The organism is Acidobacteriota bacterium (assembly GCA_028874215.1).
GTDB lineage: Bacteria > Acidobacteriota > UBA6911 > RPQK01 > JAJDTT01 > JAJDTT01.
In genome coordinates, this window is record JAPPLF010000066.1 from 143,091 (window position 1) to 168,037 (window position 24,947).

Below are 24,947 nucleotides of genomic sequence, written 5' to 3' on the forward strand. Positions count from 1 at the left end.
CGATTATAGCAGTCGTGATTCACCGCAAGGCGAAGGATGGCGCCGGCCCTACGGGACGGACCTGAGGAGTCGCGCCGGGAATGGTAGAATCCTCATGAACCGAGTCGTCCGGGAAGGAAGTTCGGAGCAACACGGAGGTCGTGGATGCAGCGCCGGTCAAATCCCACGATGAATCTGGCATTAAGTGACTGATCGAGCGTGAGTTTTTTCGGAGGTTTTTGCATCCAGGTTCCGAGGGGAAAGAATTTTGTGCCCGGATGGCGGAATTGGCAGACGCACAGGACTTAAAATCCTGAGGAGGTTCACCTCCGTGTGGGTTCGAGTCCCACTCCGGGCATTCCTGGCCGCCTCGATTGAGGCCTGACCGGGCACGGGACAGGCCGTCAGTCCCGGTAGAAGTCGTATATTTCCTCGCAGACCCGCCTCTGCTGTTCCAGCGTCAGCTCGGGAAAGATGGGTAGCGAGATCACCTCGCGGCTTGCCGTCTCGGCCGCCGGCAGGCTTCCCGGAGTGTGCCCCAGGCGGGAGAAGGCTCCCTGGAGATGTAGAGGAACCGGATAGTAGACGGCGTTTCCAATTCCCCGGCCGGCCAGCCGGTTGGCGAGCCGGTCACGGCGAGGCGCCCGTAGCGTGTAGACGTTGTAAACGTGGCGGCTGCGGCGAGATTCCGTCGGCGTCTTGACGGGAGTTTCTCCGAGCCATCGGTTGTAGCGCCGGGCGATGGCTCGCCGTTGGGAGTTCCAATCCTCCAGAGAATCCAGCTTGACCTCGAGTATGGCGGCCTGGAGAGTGTCCATCCGGCTGTTGAAGCCAAGGACGTCGGCCCGGTGCTTGCGGCGGTTCCCCTGATTCCGGAGGAGGACCAGCCGCTCGCCGAATTCGGCGTTGTCGGTGACGATCATCCCTGCATCGCCGAAGGCCCCCAGATTCTTGGTAGGGAAGAAGCTGAGACAGCCGGCATCGCCCAGGGAACCGACCACGGCACCGCTGTAGCAGGCTCCCGCCGCCTGCGCACAGTCCTCGATCACCTTCAACCCCCGCGCCTCCGCCAGGTCCCGAATCGGATCCATGTCCGCCGGCTGCCCATAGAGGTGAACCGGGAGGATCGCCCGGGTTCGTGAGGTGATGGCGGACTCGATCCGGTCCGGATCCAGGTTGTAGCTGCCGGGGTCGATGTCGGCGAACACCGGGGTCGCACCGCAACGGAGAATGGCGCCCGCCGTCGCAACGAAGCTGAAGGGGGTCGTGATCACTTCGTCGCCGGGGCCGACGCCGAGAGCCGAAAGGGTCAGGCGCAGCGCGTCGGTCCCCGAAGCGACGGCCACGGCGTAGCGGCACTGGCAGTAACGGGCCATCCTCTCCTCCAGCCGAACGACAGCCGGACCCAGAATGAACTCGCCGGAATCCAGGACTTCGCGCATGGCGGCCGTGATCCGAGGTTCCAGCAGCCGGGTCTGCCGCTTCAGATCCAGCAGGGGCACCGGTTCTTGCGCGGGGCTGTCAGGAGGGAGCGGATTCAACTTTGAGGCGGTCCGGAAGGGGCTGCTCATGGTCTCTTACTGCAATCAGGATCTCGTCCAGAGTCCGGGTCGATCTCCATCCCACGAGCGCCCGGATTCGGGAGAGGTCGGGAACGCGGCGCTGCATGTCCTCGAAGCCCTTCCCATACGCTTCGGAGTAGGAAATATGGACGATGGGTGAGGAGGATCCGGTCAGAACCCTGACCCGGCGAGCGAGTTGGTTGATGGAAACCTCCTGATCGTTGCCGACATTGTAGACATCCCCCGTTGCACCGGGACTCGCGGCCAGGCGGATCAGGGCCTCGGCGGCATCTCTGACGTCGCAGAAGCATCGGGTCTGGGAACCGTCACCGTAGACCGTGATGGGCTCTCCGGCGAGGGCCTGGCGGATGAATCGAGGCACCACCATGCCGTAGCGCCCCCGCTGGCGCGGTCCGACGGTGTTGAAGAGCCTGAACACGACGACGTCGAGGTCGTATTGCCGCTGGTAGGCCAAGCCCAGAAACTCGTCGATCATCTTGCTGGCGCCGTAAGCCCACCGGCTCTTCTGGGTTCCCCCCAGCAGCAGGTCGTCTTCCTCGCTGAACGGGATCTTCACCCCCTTGCCGTAGACCTCCGACGTACTCGCCAACAGGACACGGCATCGGTAGCGGAGGGCGGCCTTGAGAATGGCCTCGGTCCCCATGATGTTGGTCTCGATGGTGTGGACGGGGTCCCGGACGATGAGCTGGACACCCACGGCCGCCGCGAAATGGAGTATGACGTCGGAGGTGGAGGCGAGACGATCCATCACGATTTCGTCGGTGATGTTGGCGCGAACGAATTGGAATCGTGGATGGTCCAGAAGATGCCGGATGTTGGAGAGGCGTCCCGTCGACAGGTTGTCCACGCCGACGACACGGTCTCCCCTGGCGATCAGCGCGTCCGCCACGTGGGAGCCGATAAAACCGGCGCCGCCGGTAATCAGGAATCTGGATTTCCTCAAGTCCGACCTCGCGCCCAAGTCTACTACGACCGGTCGTCAGGAGACGAACTGGAGCGAGTAGAGGGCCGCCGCCCGCATGGCCAACCGCAATCTCACCGGCTTGCCTTCCAGTTGGGAGACCTGGGCGTCACGCCAGCGCAACTCCTGACGCCCGCTCTCCAGCAGTGGAATCGACTGCTCCAGCGAGAAGCCTTCGATGCTCCCTCCCGACGGGTCCACCATCGCTCCCCGGACCTCGCACTCATCGAAGTTGCGATAGCTCTTGGGGAGCTCCATGGGCAGCGAAGCGTCGATGTCCAGCATCAGCTTCGAGCCGGTGAAGGTGAAGGGCCGGGTCAGGATCGTCCCTTGGAAAGGACCGGCCAGCAGGCCCAGCCACCGATCTTCGGGAAGTGTCGCCAGGGCGATCGATATGTCGTTCCTGGAACCCAGCTTGCTCGGACGGTAGCTGTGGGCTCCGCTGAAGGCGCAGTAGTAGATCCAGATCTTTCCGTCATGGAAGATGGGCCCGTTGGGGGACATGTAGCCGGCGTCGTAGCTTCCGATCTCACCCCGGCCCAGAAATGGGACTTTCCGATCCACCCAGCTCCAGTTGAACCCGTCGCGGCTGGTCATCAGGAAGATGTCCCACACCTGCTCGTGGGTCTCGTGCATCCAGAGGAAACCGACGTAGATGCCTGCGGTCACCCCGGCGGTGAAGCACATGTATTGGTAATCGACCCGGTCGTTCCGGTCCGGCGCCAGCATGATGCGCGTGGGTGTCCAGTGGACAAAATCGTCACTCTCGGAATAGCCGATGGTCCGGATATGCCGGTGGACGCCGTTGCCGTGGATTTCCATGGCCAACGGGTGGCCGGGCCGGGGATACAGGACATGTTTCTTTCGAAGCGGGTCCCACCCCATCATAGTGGGCCCGTCGCCCAGATTGGCCCCGTGGCGAATCACCGGGTTCCCGGGCCAAGGCGTCCAGTGCAGGCCGTCGGGAGAAAAGGCCACCGCAGCGCCGCCGGTGTGGTTGGGAACCGGGCCCTCCTGTTCGCCCAAGGCCTTGTAACGCCGCTGGGGATCGGGGTCGTGTGGATCCTTGATGACGTTGAAGTAATTGGGATCCCCGAAATTGGCCATGATGTTGTTCTGCTTGGATCCCTGGAAGTCGTAGATGCCCAGTTCAGGCTTCTCCCAGTTGTAACCGTCTTCAGAGACGGCATGGCACCAGAGGCGGCTTCCATCCCGGAAACCCCACGGCAGGTACCACATCTTGAAGATCTTGTCCTCTTGGTCGTAGAGGACGCTCTGGCCAAAGATTTGAACTCCGCGAAAATATTCGGAGGCATCTCCCATCTCCCACGGCCGATCCCGCTGCAGGATGGGATTTCCCGGATATTTCCATGGGCGATACATGAAGCGGGAGATCCGGTTCGCCTCCTCGATCATCCAATCGTCAAGAAAAAGCTGCTTCTGTCCCGCCAACTCCAGGATCCCGGGCCGGGGCCGCGACGCCGGCTCCAGGCCCTGTCCGACCGCCGCCGGAACCGCCGCCAGACCGGCGGCCGGCAAACCCAAAGAAGCTTTGACGAAATCCCTTCTCTTCATCTCAATGTTCCTGTCCTGGAGTGCCGTTCAAGGTTTCTTCACCGGACCAGGCGGCGAATCCGGACGCCGTCCCGCGTACGCTCGATACCCTCTCGGGGCCCCGGGAAAGCACTATGCTATTCTTGGTTTCACGGCCCCGGGTTTGCCATTCCGGAAACCGGCCGGCGGGACCCCCGGAAATGATGTGGAAGCCGCTCACAGGGATCATCCGGATCGCTCTCCTCGGATGCTTTCTTACCGTCGCCTACAGCGCCCCCGAATCTGACCAGCGGAGCTTGGTCGATGCCATCGAGAGAGGGGATTTCGAGACCTTCGAGAGACTAATCGGAGCCGTTGCCGACGTCAATGCCATCGACGAGCGGGGGCGGTCCCTGTTGCTGGTAGCGGTGGACCGAGGCGACTTGAACGCCATCTGGGCCTTGCTGCTCCGGGGCGCCGATCCGAATCTGGCGGATCGCGACGGAAGGACGCCGCTATTGGTGGCGGCGGGACGGGGAGACGCCACAATCACTCAGGCGCTTCTGATCAAGGGGGCATCCACGACCGTCGAAGACCGGCAGAAGCGTCGGCCGCTCCAATTGGCTGCGGAAGGCGGAGCCTCATCCACGGTTCAGGCTTTGGTGGCCGCGGGCGCCGACGTGAACATGGGGGGCCCGCAGCGGACGACCCCCTTGCTGGGCGCTGCCGAGACCGGCGACGCGGCGACGGTTCGCGCCCTGCTGGCGGCCGGCGCCGATGCCAAGGTTCGGAACAGCCGGAATGAGACGGCGCTGCATTTCGCAGCTTCCCGCGGTGACGCCGCCATGGTGCAATCTCTCCTGATGGCGGGCGCCGCCGCCGACGCTCCGGATCGGGACGGCCGGACGCCGGTCATGATTGCGGCGGCCGGCGGAGAGGGGGCCGCTCTCCACGCTCTGATTCAGGCGGGCGCCGATTTTGAGCAGCGGGACAAGGAGAAAAGGAGTCCCCTTCTCCTGGCGGTGGAAATGGGGGATGTCATGTCGGTCCAATCCCTGCTGGCGGCCGGCGCCGACCCCAATACGCCGGACCGAAACAAGAACACCCCACTGCTGGAGGCCTCCCGCAGGGGATTCATCGTGGCGGCCCAGGCTCTGCTGGCGGCCGGCGCCGATGTCAACGCCCGGAACAAGAAAAACGAACGGGCTCTGCTCCTGGCTATTGAGAAAGGCTTCTCTCCCCTCGGCTTGTCTCTGCTCACCCATCCGGACATCGAGGTCAATTTCAAGGACAAGCATGGCCTCACGCCCCTCATGTGGTCCTGCGTGGCGGGACGCACGTCCCTGGTCGCCGCTCTGATCGCCCGTGGCGCCAAAGTGAAGGAAAAGGACCACAGCGGCCAGACCCCCCTGATGTGGGCGGCGGCCGGAATGTACGCCGAATTGGTTCAGTTGCTGCTGGATGCGGGCGCCGATGTCAACGCCCGGGCCGAACATCGGATGACGGCACTCATGGTCGCCGCCAGCAAGGACGATCCGGCCACCGTGAAGGCGTTGGCGGCGGCCGGCGCCAAGCTGCACGCCCGGGCCGAGAATGGCCAGACCGCCATGATGATGGCCGCGCAACGAGGCCATGTCGGAGCCGTGCGGGCGCTGAAACAGGCCGGCGCCGAAAAATAGGCAGGCGGACAGGATTTGCCGGGTGCGGATCAATTCGCCGAATTGGCGGTCCGGTAGTCCTCGATGAAGCGATCCACCGACTGGGCGGCCACCTGGGCCAGCACGCGGACCGAGTCGGCCGATACGGCGCCGACCCGGCACCCCGTCGTCCAGGTCGTGGCGGCCACCACGACGCTTGGAAGCCGCTCCAGTCTCACGTTCTGGTTCAACTGCAGGTCCACGGCGTAGACATAGAGATCCTTGCTCTTCACGGCGTGGACGTTCAGGTAGAGGTAGGGCGCGCCCGCGGCGATGGTCCACTGGTCTTCCATCAAGACCCGGACGCCGGCATCCCACAGCCGTTGGACCACTCCCTCCTCGATGGCTTGCTTGGAAAGGCCGTCATCCACCGCCTCGGGCCGGAGTTCCTCCACCACGACGTGCACGCCGTCGAGTCCGCGCAGCGTGTCCCGCGCCACTGCGTGGGGAGACGTCGCCACGGACTCCTGAGCCAGCAGGACGCCCCCACAGAGAAGCAAAGCAACCGCCGCCGTTGTCGTACTTTCAAGGCTTGCTTCTCGATGCATGATTCTTGGCTCCGTTCCTCTCCGCCTCAGTCCGGGTCCAGGACGTGTTCGATGATGAGGTGCTCGCGGACCAGGCGGCCGCCGACCAGATGTTCCCGGATGATTCGTTCCAGAACCGGTGGATCGCAGCGCCGATACCAGGCTCCCTCCGGATAGACCACGGCCATGGGGCCGTCCATGCAGATTCGCAGGCAGTCCGCTTTCGTGCGGCATATCCCTCCCTGCTCCGAGAGCCCCAGTTCCTTGAGGCGCCGCTTCAGGTATTGCCAAGCCTCCAAGGTCCGCTGGCGGTCGGCGCATTTGGGCTTGGCCTGGTCACAGCAGAGGAAGATATGGCGCCTGCAGACCGGCACGCCAAGCGCTTCGGCCACTTTTCTCTGCCGCTCCAACTGGTCGTTGCCGGGAACCGGAGCTTCGTTTGCGATCTCTTTGCTCATCCGGCGTGAAGTCTACCGTGAAGAGAACGGGGGAAGGAAGAGGAGCCTTTCCGGAGTCGTCACCGGCCGAGCGTATGATCGGGCGCGGGAGAGGCGAGGCCGGAGTGGCGAATAGTATGGCGACTGATCATGTTCCGACTCCCGAGACCCGAAGCGCTGGCTCGTCTCCAACCGATTCGTACGGCGTGCTGGATAAGGCCCTTCTGTCAATGGGCTTGGCCCTGAGAGGTTCTGAGGTCGAAGCCTATGTCAAGGACGAGCTCTATCGGGGCGGGTCCAGCCCCGACGCGGTGGTGCGCCGGGTGTTGGAGGGCCGCCGGGCCAGGCCGGGGCGGGACCCGCGGGAGTTGGAGCAGTTGGTGATGTCCCTCTGGCATCGGATCAGGAAGGAGTACGATCCGGGCCGGGACCGGACCGCCGGCCGCTACCGTTTCCAGGCGCTCTGGATTCTGGACGGGAATCTGCGCTGGCTCCGCAGGCTGGACCAGCGTGGAGTCGACCCGGATGTCCTGGAACCGCAACTGGGCCTTCTATTGGCTCGTTTGATGGCGGTGGTGACACAGATGCTGGTGACGCTCAATCAGGGGGACACCCGGGAGTTGGAACAGAGCACCAATCTGGATCGCCTTCTCGAAGCCATGGCGGCGGCCAGCTACAGGATCCGGGAGGCTATCGAAAAGCGCATGGTGGAGTTGCGGCCCGAATTGGAAGGCCGCCTTGCCGAAACGATTCACTAGTCGTCTCCGCCAGGAGTCTTACTCCCCCAAACCGTCTCGACCGCTGGCCGGCGAGGTTCAGAGTTCGCCGAGTTCATCGTTGATCCATGAGAGCGCGGCAATGCCTCCGGACCAGCCAACGGTGGTGATGGCAAGGAGTGCGGCATGGTAGATCTCGGCGTTGCTCAGGCCTGCCTTCCTGCACTTGCGGGCATGGGAGTGAACGGCTCCCCTTCGTCCGGCGCCGATGGCGATCCCCAACTTGACCAGGCGTTGAGAGCGGACGTCGAGGCCTTCGACCTCGCCGACCGTCCGGCTGAGCCAGCCGTAATCGTCCCATACCTGAGGGTAGCGCTCGACCACCCTCTGGAGGAATTCGGGCAGGTCCTGATTCGCCATCAGTCGAAGCTCACCATCAGGCCAGCGGAGATCTGGTTGAATCCGTAGGCCAGCCCCCGGACGTTGGAGATTCGGCAGCGCCTGTAATCGATTCGCAGGCCCAGGGCGCCTGCAAGCTTGCGCAGTTTGACGCCGCCGCCGATGTTGCTCAGGAAACTTGTCCCCTGGTCCAGTGACAAGGAACTCTGTTTGCGGAAGAGCCCGCCTCCGGCGGCGATGTAGCCGAATTTTCCGGAGAAGGGGATGTTCAGAGTCAGGCCGCTGGTCAGGGCGAAGCCGGCGTCGCCGGTCCCGGTGAGATCCGCGGGACGATTGTAGTAGGCAAAGGTGTTCTCGAAGCCGATGATGGCGAAGTATCTCTCGAAGGTTGCGCCGAATCCGGCAAAATCCCGCACGTCGATGGTGGCCAGATTTCCACCGGGAGCCCAGGCCCCGAACAGAGTGATGTCGGTGGCGGCGTCCAGGCGGCTTCCCGGCGAGCAGGCCAACAGCAGCGCGACCCAGCCGGCGCTGATGGCGAGAAGCAGACGGCGGGTTCCGGACCGGCAACGCCGGTGGATGCGAACCGAGTTGATCATGCGGCTAGTCTATGCAACCGCGGTGACGCTTCCCGATTCCCCGATGGAGTCGGGAAGGGCGATTTCCCAATCGCCCGGCAAGAAGGCTACCGACCCGGCGAAACCCAGATGGGAGAGGCCCAGGCTTTGGCGCCGTCCTTTTGGAGCACGACGACGTAGTAGGGTGTCGGTCCGGCGGGTGCGGCCGGGTCCTTCAAGTCGGCCTCCACGCTCCGGCCGAGCCCCAGGGGTTCGCGCTGGGCCTGGACCTTCAGGTCCATTCCCCCGGCCGGCCAGGTCACGGGAATGTCCGCCAACTTCTCCAGGTCGATGTCGAATCGGATCCGCCCGGTCTTGAAACGGAGCACGCCGGAGTCGGCGGGGTCCAGCTTCAACAGGATGCCGTCGGCATCGCCGCTGGTCACCGATTCCCAGGTGACGCGCTGCGGCCCGGCCTCCCGGATCCCTTCTGACGGGGAGTCGAAGGCGTAGCCCTTGGCCGCGACGATTCGGGTTCTTACGGCCTCCACGGAGCCGTCCCAGCAAGCGGCCCGGTCCCGGCCGCGGTTCCTGGCGCCCGACCAGGCGATCCGGACGGTATCGGACGAGCAGGGAATCCCGGGACCTCGAGGAAGAGCGTCCACGCACTCCGTTCCCCGGCGCAGCTCGATGCGTTCCACCTCACCCGTGCCTTCGACCCGCACCCGGAAGCGGGGAAGGCCTTGCGTCCGCTCCTCGCCTCCCATGGGAACACCGCCGGAGGTCTCGAACTCCAGTGCGATGCGGGCTCCGGTCGTGCCGTAGCAGCGGCGTTCGCGAAGGGCTTCCCAGAGGCTCTCGCGAGTCAGCTCGGAAGCCCAGACGCAGAGCAATCCACCCTGGACTCCAAAGGTGCCGGCCCCCGGATAGCTGGCGCCGGGCCTGCCCTTGTGATCGTCGCTGCCGCAACTGATCCCGACTCTGAGGCCGCGATCGAACGCGTCGTTCAGGAGCCATTCGAATTCACCCCAGGAGGAGTAGATCTCCACCAGCGGCTCCAAGCCGGGATCGAAGGAGTCCAGGTCCGCCCAGCGGCCGCCCACATGGGGAACCAGAAGGACGTCGTTCCGGGCTCCCAGTTGCCGGTAGAGTTCCTCGACGGGATAGCATTCGGGGTCTTCATCCTGGCCTGCCGGCGCGATCAGGCAGCGGCTGGCCCGGTGCAGGGGCCCGTCGCCGCCTCGAAAATAGACGTTCCGGTCGCCGCCGCCGGCCGTCAGGCCCGACCACTCGTAGCCCAGAAAGGTGACGAACCGCCCCGGCTCGTTGAAGCGCCTGACCGTTTCGCGGATCCGGTCCCAGACACCCGGAGTGATCTGGAAACAGTTTCCCTGATGGCCCGCGAAGTCCACCAACGCCTTGTTGCGGGCGAAGGTGAAGTATTCGCCCACCGTCAGGGTCCCCACCGTCTCCTCGCTCTGGCCATGGAGATCTCCCCAGAACCGGCGCCGCCGGGGCTGGTGCGGCTTCACGAAGAGCGGATTGCTGACGGCCTTCAGGCCGGTTTTTTGGTCCTCCGCCTCGATTCGATAGATTCCCGGCTCCCGGGCCAGGATGCCGTCCAGGCAGAGAATTCCCTGATCGGTGCGGTCGAGAGTCAACCGGGAAGGCAGGCCATAGAAGAGTTTCGCACTGCCGCCGGTCTCCAGCACGCCCTGGTAGCGGTCCGCCGGGTTTCCCCATTGGTCCAGGACCCGGACCGAAACTCGAAAGGGGATGCCCAGGACCACGTCTGTGGGAACCATCAACTGGAGCTCGGCCCCCGGACCGCCCACAATTGGGACGCTGCCGGCCGGCTCCAGCTCCACGTACGAGCCCGTTCCGAAGCAGTCCACCAGGACCTTGAACTCGAACCGGGGCTCGCAGAAGGTCTGCGCCCGGGCGCCCGGCCCGCCTGCCGAGGTGTCGCCCAGGACCAGCGTGACCGTGTCTCCCTCCCGGAGATACCCGTCCTTCACGGAGACGGTCATGGACTTCTGCCAGGGTCGAACGTGGGCCTGCGGATCACAAGAGGCCGTGACCCGCGCACTGCCCGAGGTGGAGACGGTCAGGAAGTCGGCCTGGCCCGGCCGTTGTGTCTGGGGTGTGCCCCAGTCACTCACGAAACGCCTGACGACACGGATTCTTCCTCCGTCGTCGATGCCGTATTTCCCCACCCGGTAGCGGATCCGCCAGGTTCCCATGGAACCGGCCACCACCGGTTCGCCGGGGCTCAAGGAGGCCGAACCGTGAAGAACGCTGAACCGGCTTCCGGAATCCACTTCGGTCATGGAAAGACTCGTTCGCGACCGCGACCCTGAGCCGGCGGGTCTCGAGACTCCTCCTGTCGGAACAAAACCTGCTGGCCGTGCACTCCGCTTCGAGTCTTCCGCTGAGGTCCGAAACGCGCGCGCGGCTCCCGTCGAGCAACCCTCCGACACACGCGCTTTCCCGCTTATGGCTGCTTCCTTCCGGATCTGACCAGGTTCACGGGCGCCCGTTGTGGAGGACCCCACGTTCAACACCGCCGCACGAAACGGAGTGGCTCACCGGGGGCGACCCTCAGCGGAGTCGTCAGCCTCGCTGCAGCGGCTTGCGAGTCCTCCCTGGACGACAGGGAATCAGGGTACCGCTAACACCCCGCCTAGCACGGCCGTTCCATGATAGTCGATCGGAGGCGGCACCATGCGCCGGCAGGGCCTCACGTCATGCCGGCGGCGGCGCGCCGAGCCGCAGGAACTCCTTGGCGCCGGCCGCGATCCAGGGTGAGGGCCCGGTCAGGAACACGCGGACGCCCGCGGCGGCGTAGCGGGCAATGGTGTCGTTCGTCGTCAGGGTGCCCGCGACCCGCCCACCCTCTTGGATTCGCGCCAGGGTGGTGTCGATGGTCTTCTGCACCTCGGGATGGTCAATCTGCCCGATGAGGCCCATGGAGGCGGCCAGATCGCTGGGAGCCACGAAGAAGACGTCGATGTGGTCCACCTTGAGGATCTCGTCCAGGTTCCGGACCGCCACGATATCCTCGATGAGCACCATGAGCAGGATTTGATCGTTGGCGGCCTCGAAGTAGTCGGGGACGCCGTAGCCTTGACGGCTGACGTAGAGTCCCCTCTGGCCGATGGGCGCGAACTTCCCGCCCTGGACCACGTTCTCGGCTTCTTCCCGGGTGTTGACGTGGGGAACGACGATTCCCTGGACACCCCGGTCCAACCCCCGGTAGATGATGGACTGGACGTTCCGGTTGACCCGCAGGATCGAGGTCATTCCCCAGATGTCGCAGGCGCGGGTCAGGTCCGGTATGTCGGCGAAGTCCACGGAGCCGTGCTCGGCCTCCAGCCAGACCCCGTCGAAACCCACGGTTCCAAACTGATCGATCTCATCGGGGCTGCCCAACCCACTGATCACATACACGTTCTCGCCGGCGGCCAGCTTCTGTTTCACCCTGTTCGGTCGAAGTTTCACCATGATCTCCTTTCGGCGCGGTGCCCCCGCACTATGAGGGACGGTCAAGAGACGGACCCGGCGGCGCGGCGGCCTGAATCATCTCCCGCAGCACCGGCAGAACGTAAACCCGGGAAAGGTCCACCGTCGCCAGGTCGCGGCAGAGGATTCCGATCTGCTGCGGCAAGGGCAGCGTCCGGTTCAGAATAAATCGAATCTCCCCTCCGATTCGGCACAGGCCGCCCGAAAATTCTCCCGGCTCCCGCACCAGGTCGATCTCCAGGCGGGCCAGCAGTTCCTCGAGCTTCTCCAGTATCTCCCGGTCGGTCATGCCCTCCTTCAGGTCGGCTGCACGGCCCTGATTCTCAGTCCAGGCCAAACATTTTCCGGCCATTGTTGCAGAAAACATCCTCGACCTGGGAGTCGGTGAGGCGGAGCCGCATGGCGGCCAGCTTCACGGCCCGCAGGGACTCCATGCCGACCAGGTAGGGCTGGATCTCGACGTGAGAAATCCGTTTCCAGTCGAAAGTGTCCTCGTAGAGCCAAAGGAACTGGTCTCCGATTCCGACGCAACGGCCTCGAAAATGGCTGATGGGAAAGTCGGATCCCCAGAGCAGCCGTTCGTGGCCGAAGGTGTCCACGATGGCCTCGAAGGCGCCGGCCTCGGTGACGGCCGAGGTGTCGAACCAGACGTTGGGAATTCCCTTCAGCGTATGGATCCCCTCGATGGTGTGGTGAGGATTGAAGCTCCGGGCGGCGTGGGCCAGGATCAACCGCATGTTGGGATAGTTTTCACAGTAGTAGCGGATTCTGGCCTGGTTTGCCGGATCCGCGAGAGATCGGGGCTTGACCATGTGCAACGTCACGCTGAGCCCTTCCTCATGGGCAATGCGTACATGCTCCTCGGTCAGGAACTCCTCGATCTCCGCGTCCTGGGACGAGGGCCTGTCTTCGACGAAGAGATGATAGACCTTGAGCCCCACCATGGAGAGGCGCCGCACTTCCTGCCGCAATTCCTCCGGATCCTGCCGCGGGGAGACGATCAACTGTCCTCGCGACTTGGGATCCTTGGCGGCTTCCCGGGCCAGGAACTCATTGGATGCGCGGTAGGTCGGCTCGTAGAGGCCGCCTCCGAAAAAGAGTCCGTGGGTCTCCCGGCCCGGCGTGATCCACTGGATCTGTTCCTGAAACACCTCCAGGGTCGCCTTGTGGGGACCAACGGCCAAAGCCGTCTGGACCTTCCAGTGCCACAACTCGTACAGGTGGGCGTGGGCGTCGAAGATCGTGTCGGGGACGAACGAATCCAGCTCCCGGTGAAAGAATTCCAGGTCGTAGTCTCTTTGTTCCCAGGTCATCTTCATTTCGCGTCTCCCGAGGGTCAGATCATCAGGTCTCCCCCGTTGATGTCCAGTGAGGCGCCGGTGATGTAGGCGGCGCGGTCCGAGGCCAGGAAGGCCACCAGCTCGGCGACCTCGGCGGGCTTCCCCAGGCGGGAGATGGGGAAGCTCCGGGCGTACGATTGCATGCGCTCCGGATCGATGGTGTCCCGCACCATTTCGGTGTCGATGAGTCCGGGACAGACTGCGTTGACCGTGATCCCGTAGGGGGCTTCTTCTTTGGCCAGGTGCCGGGTGAACCCCAGCACGCCGGCTTTGGCGGCCGTGTAGTGGGCGCCGCCGAGGGTGCTGACGCTCTTGCCTGCCGTGGACGAGAAGTTGACGATCCGCCCCCATCCTTCCCGGCGCATGACGGGAAGCACGGCTCGCGAGCAGAGGTAGGTGCCCTTGAGATTGACGTTCACGACCCAGTCCCATTCCTCCTCTTCCATCTCGATGACCGCCGTCGGCCTCAGGACCCCCGCGTTGTTGACCAGGATGTGGATGGCGCCGAAGCGTTCCAACGCCCGCTCCACGAGGCGCGACACGTCGCGGCTGCATGAGACATCGCCGGCCACGGCCTCCACCCCGGCGGCTTTCCCCTCCAGGGCTGCGGCCGTTGCCTGAAGGGTTTGCGGATTCCGGTCGTTGAGCACCAGCCGGGCGCCTGCGGCCGCCATTCTTTCCGCCACGGCCCTGCCCATTCCCTGGGCGGCGCCCGTGATCAGCGCGACCTTTCCTGCCGGTTCAAGAGCCATCAGTCTTGCAACAGCCCGGTTTCCACGCCCGCGTCGCGGAACGCGGCCAGGGCCCGGTCCAGGTCCTGCCGCGTATGGGCCGCGGAAAGCTGGACTCGAATTCGCGCCTCTCCCCGCGGGACCACCGGAAAGCTGAATCCAACGACGAAAATGCCGCGGGCGTTGACCGCGCGGGCCATCCGAACCGTCCTGACCTCGTCCCGGATCATGATGGGAACGATGGGATGGCTTCCCTCGATGACTTCGAAGCCCAGCCGGGTCAGACCCGTCCGGAAATAGCGGGTGTTCTCATGCAGGGTCCGGCGCAGGCTGTCGTCCTGTTGAATCAGATCCAGCGCCTTGAGAGCGGCGGCGACGATGGGGGGCGCCACCGTGTTGGAGAAGAGGTAGGGCCGGGAGCGCTGCCGCAGGTAACGGATGATCTCCTTGCGGCCCGAGGTGAATCCGCCGGAAGCTCCTCCCAGGGCCTTCCCCAGGGTGCCCGTGACAATGTCGACCCGATCCATCACCCCCAACGCCTCGGGGGTGCCGCGCCCCGTGTCCCCCAAAAATCCGGTGGCGTGGGAATCGTCCACCATCACCAGCGCCTGATAGGTGCGGGCCAGATCGCAGATCTCCGCCAGGCGTCCCAGGTCGCCCTGCATGCTGAAGACGCCGTCGGTGGCGATGAGGCGAAAGCGGCAGTCCCGGGTCTCCTTGAGCTTGCGTTCCAGGTCTTCCATGTCGCTGTGACCGAAGACCTTTTTCCGAGCCCGGCAGAGGCGGATTCCGTCGATGATGCTGGCGTGATTGAGGGCGTCGCTGAGAATGGCGTCCTCAGGTCCCAGCAAGGTTTCGAACAGGCCGGCATTGGCGTCGAAGCAGGAGGTGTAGAGGATCGTGTCCTCGGTCCCCAGGAATCCGGAAAGGGCCGCCTCCAGTTCCTTGTGGATGTCCTGGGTCCCGCAGATGAAACGGACTGAAGCCATTCCGAAGCCGTGGCTGTCCAGACCCTCCCGGGCCGCGGCCACGATCTCGGGGTGATGGGCCAGGCCCAGGTAGTTGTTGGCGCAGAAGTTGACGACGTCCCCGTCCCGGGTCCGGACGCGCGGCTCCTGAGGCGTGAGGATGACCTGCTCGTTCTTGTAGAGGCCCGAATCCCGGATTTCCTGGAGTTCGCCTTCCAGCCAGGATTTCACCGCTTGATAGGGCATGGGTTCTCCGTCTGAGGGGGAAGCTACAGGTGTATCGCGCCTCTCGCGGCGGTGGTCTCGGATGTCTCCTGGACCGACGCTCCGGAGTAGTGGGAGTAATCGGCGCCGGGACGCAGGATGATCTTGCAGGCTTCGCCGCTGGCCAGCAATTCCATGGCCTGGTGGATGTCTTCCAGTCCCAACTGCCGCGTGATCAGGGGCGTGAGGTCCACGACCCCGCTTTCCAACAGCCAACGGGTGCGGTACCAGGTATCGAAGATACGGCGTCCGTGGAGCGCCAGAACCGTCAGGTTCTTGAAGATCATCTGTTCGGCGACGTCGATCTGCACCGGATTCGAGGGGATCCCGAACAAGGTGACCCGTCCCCCGTTCCGGACACCGCGAAAGGCGGCGTCGATGGCCGACGGCGCGCCGCTCATCTCCAGGACGATGTCGACGCCCAGCCCGTCGTTGTTCCGGACCAGCCAATCGGCGATCCCCTGCGCGCCTCCGGCCCCGGTGGCGTTCAGAACCTGGTGGGCTCCCATTTTCCGGGCCAGGCCCAGGCGATAGTCGTTCAGGTCGACGCCCAGTATGCGGGCTGCCCCCGAAGCGCGGGCAATCCCGACGGAAAACAGGCCGATGGCGCCGCACCCGAGAATGGCGACGCTCTGGCCCGACAAGTCATGGGCGTTGGTGGCGAAGACGGCGTTGCCGAACGGCTCCTGCAGGCTGGCCACCTCCGGAGACAATTTGGACCGGTCGTTTTGCCAGATCACCTTCTCCGGAACCGCCACGTATTCCGCAAAGGCCCCGTCCATGGCGATGCCGAGAATTCGGGTCGAGGGACACATGTGGGCCTGGCCGGTCCGGCATTGGAAACACATGCCGCAGGTGATGTGGCTCTCCGCGGAGACGTAGTCTCCCACCCGCACCCGGCTCACCGCTTTGCCCACGTCCACGACGGTTCCCGAGAATTCGTGGCCCAGGGTCAACGGGGGCCGGATTCGTTGCGCGCTCCAGTCGTCCCAATTCCAGATGTGGAGATCCGTCCCGCAGATGCTGGCCGCCTCGACGCCTACCAGGACCTGGTCCCGCTCCAGCTCCGGAAGCGGCACCTCCACCACGTCGAAACCTCTCCCCGGCTGCATCTTGCGGACCGCGACCATTTTCTCGGGCATGACGGCAGCCGAGTCTATAGCAGGGAAAAATTATTTGGTAGGGGTGCCCCTTGCGCCCACCCTCTGCGGTCCGAAGCGGGGCCGGACCCGGTCGATGGCTGCGGCGACTTTTGTTTTTGGCTCCTATACAATGACCGGCCTGAAACCATGTTGACGGCAGAAGGTTGCATCGGACGGTTGGGGCGGGTCCGGCGGTTGATGGAGGAGCGCAAGTGGGATGCCCTCCTGCTCACCGACTCGAGAAACGTCCGGCACCTCCAGTCCGTGGTGGTCGATCCCGGCCATCCGGTCCTGCTCTGGATCGAACGGCAGGGGACACCGCTCCTGGCGACCGACTCCCAGGAGGCCCCCGCCCGGGCCGAGGTGGTGCCCTTCGCGAGCTATTCGGCCAAGCGGGTCCTGGACCGGCCCTGGATGGAAGCCGTGGATGCTCTGGCGCCCAGGCTCAAGGGCCGGTCGGCGCCATCCATCGGGACCGACAAGGAGGCGTCGAACGGGTTGGCGTTGGGTTTGCTGGAGGACCTCTTCCCGGCTTCGACGGTGCGGGACGCCTCTCCGGAGCTGGACGATCTGAGACGCCGGCGGGACCCGGACGAGATCGTGGTCCTGAAACGAATCGCCGCCGTGGCCGAGGCGGGCTACGTCCGGGCGCGGGAGGTATTGTCTCCGGGCCGCTCGGAGTTGGAGGTCTACATCGAGATCGTTTCCGCCATGATCGAAAATGCCGGAGAGCCGATTCGGGTCGGCGGCGATTTTGCCACGGGACCCCGCAGCACCACGAGTGGCGGACCGCCCGTCGACCGGACGTTGGAGGCGGGGGACCTCAGCCCCTACGATCTCTTCCCCGAGTGTTGGGGATATGGCGCCGACCTCTGCAGGAGCCTCACCGTCGGGCCTCCCTCGGACCTTCAGCAGCGGGGATGGGAGATCGTCACGGCGGCGCTGGAACTGGCCGAGAGCCTGCTGGAACCGGGCCGGCCGGCGCGGGAGGCGTACGAGACGATTCGCGCGTTCCTGGAGCGGGACCCGCTTTCCGCCGGCACCTTCTGGCATCATCTGGGCCACGGAGTCGGGATGGGGGGGCACGAGAATCCGCGCCTGGTGCCCGGCAGCCACCACGTCCTTCGACTCGGCGACGTCATCTCCATCGAGCCCGGTTTCTACAACCCTCAACTGCAGGGCGGCCTCCGGATCGAGAACACCTACTGGCTGACGGAAAACGGTCCCCGGCGGCTCAATTCCCATCCGACGGAACTCTATCTGGGTGGGTAGCTGGACCGCTCCGCCCTTCCTGGCCAGACACTGGTTCCTGCTGGCGTTGGCGTTGGCCGTCGCCGTCCCCGTCTATTGGCCCGAGGCCCTCCGTCCGCTCCACACCTACATCGATCCGGGTTTGAACGTCGCCGCGGTCATGCTGATCAATGGCCTGACCTTGGACGGACGCCGGATCCTCGACTCGCTGCGCCGGCCGGGCCGGGTCCTCACCGGAGTCTTCATCGGCTACGGGGTTGTCGCGGTCCTTGGCTTCGGCGCGTCGAGGCTGCTGCTGGAGACCAACCAGAGTTTGGCCCTGGGCATTCTGGTGATCAGCGCCATGCCCACCACCCTGGCCTCCAGCATCATCTGGACCCGCATGGCCCGGGGCAACGCCGCCCTGGCCCTGGTCTTGGTGGTGGCCGGCAATGGTCTGGGATTTCTCCTCACGCCGCTGATTCTCTTCCTCACCATCGGGACGTTCATGACGCTGAGCCTGGAAGAGATGATGGCGGGATTCGCGCTGGTGGTGCTCGCGCCCTTGGCGCTGGGTCAGGGACTGCGACTGACCGGAGCCGTGGTTCGCGCCGTGGATCGGCACGCCGGGACCCTGTCCGACGCATCCCGCCTCCTGATCCTGTTGGCCGTGTCCGGCGCCGTCGTCTCCGGGGTCAGCGACGTGGAAGCGGGACGAGGGGAAATGTCCGGTTGGGAGTTGGCTGCCGTCAGCCTGGCCACTGTCGCGGTCCATGCGGCCGCCGCGGCACTCTGCTGGATCCTGGGACGAGCCCTGGGCTGGAACCGGAGAGACCGGACGGCCCTCCTTTTCTGCGGCTCTCAGAAGACCCTGCCGGCGGCCCTGTACGTTTCGACCGAGTTCCTGCCCGGTTTCGGCCTTGTCCCCATCCCCTGTGTGCTCTACCACGTCGGCCAACTGATTCTGGACTCCTGGCTGGTGGAAGCGATTCGGTCGGGACGGAAGTAACGCACTTCTCCCAACAATAGAGTGCAGGAGCGCAGGCATCCGAGAATTTCGAACAGCCCGTGGCAACAGTCATCACGGAATGCGGCCGTTCCCGCATCCCGGACGATTGTCCGGTGGTGCGGAGCGGCCTCACCTCGGAACCGGCACCAGGGGCAGCGTGGTGAAGATGCGGTTGACGACATCCAATTCCAGGGCCACTCCGGCGAACCTCCCGCCCTCCGGAGCGGTGCAACGCACCGAGCCCACGAATCCGGAAGTGTCTGATCGGGGGAACATCTCGTCGACGAATCGAGCCGCTTGGCCGTTGCCCTTCAACGTGAGCTCCCTCCGTTCGAGCACCACCCCTTTTTGCATCAATTGGCAGGTCACCGTCATCGGCTCCGTTTCCAGGTTCCGAATCGCCGCCCCGGTGTTGATGCCGCCCACTTGGCGGCGGGCCGGAAACACGGCGGCTGCAACCGGCTGACTGGCCCCCACGCCGGCCACGCCGGACGGAGAGTCGAAGCGCAGCACCCCACCGAGGGGACCGTCGGAGACGACCTTCACCGAGCCGACCGTCAGTTTTCCGGTCCCGGCGGTGGAAACCGTCCACTCGCCCAGGGGCGGGATCTTCCCCGTCGCGAGGGTCAATGCGCCTTCGTCCGTGATTTTCAGATCGCCGGTCACCTCCACGACCGTTGCGGCCTCCACGAGACGGCCTTGGGGATCGTGAAAATAGATAGCCGGACGGACGGCGGCCGCACCCACGTTCACCAATACCAGGTCGGAGGTGATGGCATCTCCGGCGGCGAAGTGCGCGAAGTGCAGGTTGGTGTCCTGATGAACATCCCCCACCGGTATCAGAGGCAGCGTGGTGAAGATGCGGCTGCCGGCGTCCAGCTCCAAGGCCACTCCGGTGAACTTCTTGCCCGGAGGAGCGGCGCATCGCACCGAGCCCACGAAGTCGGATGTATCGGTGTCCGGAAACAACTCGTGGATGAACTGCGCTTTCTGGCCGTCGCCCTCGAGCTTGATCTTCGCCGTCTCCAACACTTCGCCCCCTTGCATCAACCGGCAGGTCACCGTCATCGGTTCCGTTTCCGGGTTCCGAATCGCCGCCCCGGTGTTGATGCCGCCCACTTGGCGGCGGGCGGGGAAGACGGCATCGTTGACGGGACGTCCTGCCCCCACGCCGGCGACGCCGGCCACCGAGTCGTTGAAGCGCAGGACTCCGCCGATGAGACCGTCGGAGATCACCTTCACCGAGCCGGTCATCAACGGCCCTCGTCCGTGGGTCGGGATCGTCAACTCGCCGGAGGACACGATCGCCGCCGTGACGCCTCCGTCCACCGTGGTCTCGAGATCGTCAGTCACGTCCACCACTTGACTCGGGTCGATGAGTTTTCCCATCGGATTGTAGAAGTAGACGGTCGGGGAGATTGTCGAGGGGGCGACATTCACCAGCACCAGATCGGAGGTGGTCGACTGGTCGTTCCATACGCCGTTGGCAAAATGCGAAAATTCCTTGGTGATCCGGGGTCCGACACTGGTGGTGAGCCGGGATCTTCCGCCTGTGATGAGGGCCCAATGGTCGACCACCTCATCGCGCTGCCTCGCATGTAGATCCAGCAGACTCCCGGAGGGAGCCTGACCCGCCTCCAGCAAATAGACGAACCCGGCGTTGAAGTCCTTTTGCGACTGTGCCGCGCTTGGTTTCCTCGGGCCTTCGGCCGCGATGATCTGCTCGATTGAAATGGTCTCTTTTTCTGCCCTGTACGTGGGTCTCCTGCCGTCCACCGGCTTCGGGTTGCGCAGGATGAACAGATCCGGAACTTCGCTCGCCGCCGCCAATCCCATGAGATAGAGGTCGAGCCAGGAGAAGGCGAGGTTGCCCCATCGGCCGAATTCGGACGTGTACGTGCCGTCCCCGTTGTCGCGCCAATAAAAACCGCCCAGAACCGAAAAGCCGAAATCCGCCGGATTGCCGGGGGGATGGAATGCTGCCGGCGTATGAAGCCAACGCGGCCAGTGGGGACCTTCGGACAACTGCTGGCGCTGCCCGTCCCTGTCGTACGAGACAAAAGCACCCCAAGTGTGCGCAACTTCGTGGGTGAAGATGTACTTGGCGCCTCTGAACGGGCGGTTCCTTCTCGCATCGAAGACATTGTGAGACTGCATCCACAGGACATTGCACATTTGGCCCTTGACACGACTTTCGCCACACGGCAGATGGGACGAAGGAGGACCCCGCAACCCGATTCCTTGGGCATGTTCTCCGACGGAACACCACGATTGCCCGTCTCCATCGAAGGGGGACGCGCTGTGGAAGACGAAAAGATCGAAGTTGTCCCCGAGAGCGTCAATGATGCGGCAGGAGATTTCACCAAGATCAGGCCGGCTTGGGTAATGAAATACCTCACCGGGCGTCCGCAGGACACGGCTGTCGGATTGCGACAGATCGATCGTTGCAGGCTGGGTTCCGGAGTCCGGAAACACGCCAACGATGCCATGGTCGAAACTGACGTCGACATAGCTGAACACGATTTTGCCATCGGCCCGCAAAACGGCTTGGACTCGGGCGGGTCTCTCCGGTGGGACGTCATGCACCCAATAGTTGCTGTACGTCGTGATCCATGTCACAACCACCCGGTCCGGCCAATGTGCGACATTCAGGAGCGAGGCGTTGTACGCCCACTTGACCACATTGACGACGTTCCAGCGCACAACCGGCCAGAACAGTGGACTGATGGTCGGAGCCGTGATGAAACGGTTGGCGATTTCGCGGAGCGGCTCGCCACCCCACCAGGGTTCCCTCAGCGGTCCTCCGAAAGTCACCACGCCATGGCTGTTGACAAAAAAAGCGTCCCACCTCTGACCGGCAAAATCGAAGTCAAAGTTCTCCAGCGAAATCCTGTCCCCGTCGCCCACCGGCATTCCGATGTCTTCCTCCCACTGGAGGGCTGTGATCTCTTGGGAATACTGTCCGCCGCCGTCCGGCGTAAAGACCAGCGTTTTTCCGTTCAGGTCGAACAGGTTGGCGGGAGTGGTGTCCCCGGTCCGGAGTTCCACGAGGATCTGATTGCGCGCAGTGGTCGATATCTCGTTGATTGCGTTCGTTGGCGTGTCCGAAGCGAATGCGCCGGGGACGGTCAGGGTGGCCAGGGTCAGCACGCCGGCCGTGAAGGCCTCCCAGCCGGAGGCCTTCGAAAAGAGAGTGCTCCCGATCGATTCACATGGGCGATTCATCTCACCCCCCTTCGATTCCAGGATCTCGCCGGTTGAGAGTGACTGGATTGGTCGTCGCCATCGCCGTAATTCGTGCCAAGTGAATCAGGACCTTCGTACCAGCAAAGGACGGCCAGGACCTGCCCCCTGCCGCCGCCGACGGCGGCGAGGAAACCCTCCTCCGTGGAGTTCCGTAAGATTTCCCAGTCCCCGTCCGAGGATGACGGCCTTCTACCCATGACGGATTCGCCGCCGGATCTCGGGGGGCGGCGGCAAGTAATTGGAGGCCGGATCAAACAAGAGGAAGCTAGCACTCGGGAGCTTGAACCGGCTGACTTGCCACCGCCCAACTGGAGGACCGGCAGCCGCTCGGGAAGGTAGGTGGAGAGAGAGTGGAAACCACCTTGTGACGAGAACACCTGCCGGCCCATCGAAGGCTCTACTCATCCGGGGGCTCGCCGCCCCGAGTTGTCGGTGCAACTTCCGGCTGTAGACCAAGAGAGGATCAAGCAACGCCATTAAGGCATATGATACCGACCCATTCGTGGTATTATAAGGATAGATCACGTTCTGTTTGTGATAATACCGTGGTATTTTGGCCAACTGCGCGATGCCCGGCCCGTTGACCGCAAGCCGAGGCGCGCCGGGACACCGATCAGGGGAGACAATGGAGAAGGATTCTGACCAGATTCAGCCGGAGATCGAGGCGTTGCGGGATCGCGTTTCCAAGTTGTACGCAGCGGTGCTTCGCGCCAGCTCGAGTCTCGATCTCGCCACCGTCCTGCAGGAGGCCGTCGACAGCGCCCGCTCCCTGACCTCCGCTTGCCACGGAGTGATCACCACCGTCGACAGGGCGGGTCACCCCCAGGAGTTCGTGAGTTCCGGCATACCGGCGGATGAGAAGCGGAATCTGGAGGTGTGGACCGACGGGCGGCGGCTTTTCGAGCACCTCCGGGACCTTCCGGGCCCGGTGAGGATCGCGGACCTGCCCGGCTACGTCCGATCGCTGGGCTTTTCCACCGAGCTGCTGCCGTATCGGACCATGCAGGCGACACCGATGCACCATCGCGGCGCGCACGTGGGAAGCTTCTTTCTCGCTAAGACCGGGGGCGAACAGGAGTTCACGAGTGAAGACGAAGAGGTTCTCGTTCTGTTCGCGGCACAGGCGGCGACGGCGATTGCCAACGCACGGAGCTACCGGGACGAGCAGCGCGCCCGGGCCGATCTGGAGGCCCTGGTCGACACTTCGCCGGTCGGGGTGGTGGTCTTCGACGCGAAGACCGGTGATCCGGTGTCGTTCAACCGGGAGGCGAAACGGATTGTCGGGGGCCTGCAGATGCCGGGTGGTTCCGTGGAGCAACTGCTGGAGATCATGACGTGCCGCCGCGCCGACGGGCGAGAGGTCGCGCTGGCGGAATTCCCGTTGGCGGCACAGTGGCGGAACGACGTGGAGACGGTGCGCGCCGAGGAGATCGTGCTTTCGGTCCCCGACGGCCGGAGCGTGAGGACGCTGCTCAACGCGACGCCGATCCGGTCGGCGGACGGCAAGGTCGAGTCGCTGGTCGTCACCATGCAGGATCTGGCGCCGCTGGAGGAGCTGGAGCGGATGCGGGCCCAGTTTCTGAACATGGTGAGCCACGAACTGCGGACGCCACTGATCTCGATCAAAGGCTCGACGGCCACCGTGCTGGGCACCGCACCGGTTCCGGATCCGGCCGAGATGCTGCAGTTCTTCCGGGTCATCGACGAGCAGGCCGATCACATGCGCGGCCTGATCGGCGACCTGTTGGATCAGGGACGCATCGAGGCGGGCACACTGTCGGTCTCGCCCGAGCCGGCGGAGTTGGCCGGCTTGGTAGACCAGGCCAAGAACACGTTCCTGAGCATCGGAAGCCGGCACGCGGTTCGCATCGACCTGCCGGAAGATCTGCCTCCGGTGATGGCCGACCGGCGGCGCATCGTGCAGGTGCTGAACAACCTCTTGTCCAACGCGGCCCGGCACTCGTTCGATGCGTTTCCGATCCGGGTCGCCGCGGTGCGGGAGGGTCTCCACGTGGCGGTCTCGGTCGCCGACGAGGGCGAGGGAGTGCCGGAGGACCGGTTGCCATACCTGTTCCAGAAATACACCGGCCTCGCGGCCGGCGGCCGGGGCCGCGCCGTTACCGGGCTCGGCCTGGTCATCTGCAAGGGGCTCGTGGAGGCGCACGGAGGCCGCATCTGGGCCGAGAGCGGCGGGGTGGGCCGGGGCACGCAGTTCATCTTCACGTTGCCGGTGGCCGAAGGAACCGGAGAGAGTGTCACCCACAGCCGTTTAACCACGAATCAGAGAGCGCAAGAGGGGGCCGGGATCCTCGTGTTGGACGACGATCCACAGATGCTGCACTACATTCGGGACGTGCTCGCCGCGGCCGGCTACACGCCACTGGTTACAGGCGACCCGCGGGAATTGCCCGGTCTCATGCGGACGCACAAGCCCCAACTGGTCCTCTTGGACCTGCTGCTGCCCGGCACCGACGGCATTCAATTGATGGAGCGCGTCCCCGAGATGGCGGACCTGCCGGTCATTTTCATATCGGCCTACGGCAGGGAAGAGACCATCGCCAAGGCCCTGGATGCGGGAGCCGCAGACTACATCGTCAAGCCCTTTTCGCCGACGGAGTTGACGGCGCGGGTGCGGGCGGCGTTGCGGCGGGGATCCTTTCCCGAACCCTTCCAGCTCGGGGAGTTGTCCATCGGCTACGACGATCGCCAAGTCACCGTGGCCGGGCATGTCGTGGAGTTGACGGCGACCGAGTTTGAAGTGCTCCGCATGCTCTCGGAAAAGGCGGGGCGCGTCGTGGCCTACGGTTCCCTGCTCCGCCGGGCGTGGAGCGGGCGGGACCGGGGCTACGGCGACCCGGCGTTGGTGCGCGCGGTGGTCAGGAGGCTTCGCCGCAAGCTGGGGGACGACGCGGCCGACCCAACCTACATCTTCAACGTGCGCGGCGTCGGCTATCGCATGTCCGGACCGGGCGACCCATAGACCGCGTTTCTCGCCGGGGCCGGGTGGGGCAGCCGGTCACCGGAACCGCCGACCCGGACTCCGATGGCCACGCCGGGTCCGTACGATGACTGGCTGTAGGAGCAGAACCAGGTCAGCACGCGGTCG

Annotated in this window: 20 protein-coding genes, 1 tRNA gene and 1 other RNA gene; 6 read left to right on the forward strand and 16 right to left on the reverse strand. The window is 64.5% G+C overall.

The window, feature by feature from the left end; translation table 11 throughout:
- Positions 1–251 precede the first annotated feature (251 nt).
- A tRNA-Leu gene (locus tag OXT71_13195) sits at positions 252–337 on the forward strand.
- Positions 338–383: 46 nt separating this feature from the next.
- On the opposite strand, the gene OXT71_13200 is transcribed toward OXT71_13195, so the two are convergent.
- Genes OXT71_13200 through OXT71_13210 form a run of 3 tightly spaced genes read right to left on the reverse strand, consistent with a single transcriptional unit; the run spans position 384 to position 4,098 of the window.
- Positions 384–1,550, reverse strand: a complete 1,167-nt coding sequence (locus tag OXT71_13200; GenBank protein ID MDE2927347.1) for a DegT/DnrJ/EryC1/StrS family aminotransferase — start codon at positions 1,548–1,550, stop codon at positions 384–386.
- On the reverse strand, positions 1,501–2,505 hold the full coding sequence (locus OXT71_13205; GenBank protein ID MDE2927348.1) for a GDP-mannose 4,6-dehydratase: 1,005 nt from the start codon (positions 2,503–2,505) through the stop codon (positions 1,501–1,503). The genes OXT71_13200 and OXT71_13205 overlap by 50 nt, the downstream gene beginning before the upstream one ends.
- 36 nt (positions 2,506–2,541) lie before the next feature.
- Complete coding sequence (locus OXT71_13210) at positions 2,542–4,098, reverse strand: hypothetical protein (protein ID MDE2927349.1); 1,557 nt, start codon at positions 4,096–4,098, stop codon at positions 2,542–2,544.
- Between the two features lie 179 nt (positions 4,099–4,277).
- On the opposite strand from OXT71_13210, the gene OXT71_13215 reads away from it, so the two are divergent.
- Positions 4,278–5,735, forward strand: a complete 1,458-nt coding sequence (locus OXT71_13215; protein MDE2927350.1) for an ankyrin repeat domain-containing protein — start codon at positions 4,278–4,280, stop codon at positions 5,733–5,735.
- Positions 5,736–5,764: 29 nt separating this feature from the next.
- Here OXT71_13215 and OXT71_13220 read toward each other — a convergent pair whose 3' ends face one another.
- Both OXT71_13220 and OXT71_13225 read right to left on the reverse strand, forming a co-directional pair.
- Positions 5,765–6,301 (reverse strand): hypothetical protein, encoded by a 537-nt coding sequence (locus OXT71_13220; protein MDE2927351.1) that lies wholly within the window; start codon positions 6,299–6,301, stop codon positions 5,765–5,767.
- Between the two features lie 26 nt (positions 6,302–6,327).
- Positions 6,328–6,738 carry a hypothetical protein gene (locus tag OXT71_13225; GenBank protein MDE2927352.1) on the reverse strand — a complete coding sequence of 137 codons (411 nt, stop codon included), beginning with the start codon at positions 6,736–6,738 and terminating at the stop codon, positions 6,328–6,330.
- Between the two features lie 116 nt (positions 6,739–6,854).
- Here OXT71_13225 and OXT71_13230 point away from each other — a divergent pair, with 116 nt between their 5' ends.
- A complete protein-coding gene (locus OXT71_13230; protein MDE2927353.1) occupies positions 6,855–7,475 on the forward strand; it encodes a hypothetical protein in 621 nt (206 codons plus the stop codon).
- Between the two features lie 57 nt (positions 7,476–7,532).
- Here OXT71_13230 and OXT71_13235 read toward each other — a convergent pair whose 3' ends face one another.
- The 10 genes from OXT71_13235 to tdh all read right to left on the reverse strand — a co-directional run bounded on the left by OXT71_13235 (position 7,533) and on the right by tdh (position 16,356).
- The gene (locus OXT71_13235) at positions 7,533–7,853 is read right to left on the reverse strand and encodes a carboxymuconolactone decarboxylase family protein (GenBank protein ID MDE2927354.1); all 321 of its coding nucleotides are present in this window, start codon (positions 7,851–7,853) and stop codon (positions 7,533–7,535) included.
- Entirely contained in the window at positions 7,853–8,431 is a 579-nt protein-coding gene (locus tag OXT71_13240; GenBank protein ID MDE2927355.1) for a hypothetical protein, read from the reverse strand. Before OXT71_13240 ends, OXT71_13235 begins: the two co-directional genes overlap by 1 nt.
- An 86-nt stretch (positions 8,432–8,517) precedes the next feature.
- Complete coding sequence (locus OXT71_13245; protein MDE2927356.1) at positions 8,518–10,719, reverse strand: DUF3604 domain-containing protein; 2,202 nt, start codon at positions 10,717–10,719, stop codon at positions 8,518–8,520.
- Positions 10,720–10,794: 75 nt separating this feature from the next.
- Positions 10,795–11,081: signal recognition particle sRNA large type (ffs, locus tag OXT71_13250), an RNA gene on the reverse strand.
- Positions 11,082–11,134: 53 nt separating this feature from the next.
- Entirely contained in the window at positions 11,135–11,893 is a 759-nt protein-coding gene (locus OXT71_13255; GenBank protein MDE2927357.1) for an aldolase/citrate lyase family protein, read from the reverse strand.
- A gap of 28 nt (positions 11,894–11,921) precedes the next feature.
- Positions 11,922–12,248, reverse strand: a complete 327-nt coding sequence (locus OXT71_13260; protein MDE2927358.1) for a hypothetical protein — start codon at positions 12,246–12,248, stop codon at positions 11,922–11,924.
- Positions 12,235–13,230, reverse strand: a complete 996-nt coding sequence (locus tag OXT71_13265; protein MDE2927359.1) for an amidohydrolase family protein — start codon at positions 13,228–13,230, stop codon at positions 12,235–12,237. The genes OXT71_13260 and OXT71_13265 overlap by 14 nt, the downstream gene beginning before the upstream one ends.
- 17 nt (positions 13,231–13,247) lie before the next feature.
- Positions 13,248–14,003, reverse strand: a complete 756-nt coding sequence (locus OXT71_13270) for an SDR family NAD(P)-dependent oxidoreductase (protein ID MDE2927360.1) — start codon at positions 14,001–14,003, stop codon at positions 13,248–13,250.
- Positions 14,003–15,196, reverse strand: a complete 1,194-nt coding sequence (locus OXT71_13275; GenBank protein MDE2927361.1) for a glycine C-acetyltransferase — start codon at positions 15,194–15,196, stop codon at positions 14,003–14,005. Before OXT71_13275 ends, OXT71_13270 begins: the two co-directional genes overlap by 1 nt.
- Before the next feature lie 23 nt (positions 15,197–15,219).
- Entirely contained in the window at positions 15,220–16,356 is a 1,137-nt protein-coding gene (gene tdh / locus OXT71_13280) for an L-threonine 3-dehydrogenase (GenBank protein MDE2927362.1), read from the reverse strand.
- A 147-nt stretch (positions 16,357–16,503) separates the two neighbouring features.
- Between tdh and OXT71_13285 the strand changes: the two genes are divergently transcribed.
- On the forward strand, positions 16,504–17,628 hold the full coding sequence (locus tag OXT71_13285; GenBank protein MDE2927363.1) for a Xaa-Pro peptidase family protein: 1,125 nt from the start codon (positions 16,504–16,506) through the stop codon (positions 17,626–17,628).
- Positions 17,621–18,595: a bile acid:sodium symporter gene (locus tag OXT71_13290; GenBank protein MDE2927364.1), complete on the forward strand. Its 975-nt coding sequence runs from the start codon at positions 17,621–17,623 to the stop codon at positions 18,593–18,595. The genes OXT71_13285 and OXT71_13290 overlap by 8 nt, the downstream gene beginning before the upstream one ends.
- A gap of 129 nt (positions 18,596–18,724) precedes the next feature.
- Here OXT71_13290 and OXT71_13295 read toward each other — a convergent pair whose 3' ends face one another.
- Positions 18,725–21,820 (reverse strand): hypothetical protein, encoded by a 3,096-nt coding sequence (locus OXT71_13295; protein ID MDE2927365.1) that lies wholly within the window; start codon positions 21,818–21,820, stop codon positions 18,725–18,727.
- Positions 21,821–22,466: 646 nt separating this feature from the next.
- Between OXT71_13295 and OXT71_13300 the strand changes: the two genes are divergently transcribed.
- Positions 22,467–24,821, forward strand: coding sequence for a response regulator (locus tag OXT71_13300; protein MDE2927366.1), 2,355 nt, complete (start codon positions 22,467–22,469; stop codon positions 24,819–24,821).
- Positions 24,822–24,947: the final 126 nt, after the last annotated feature.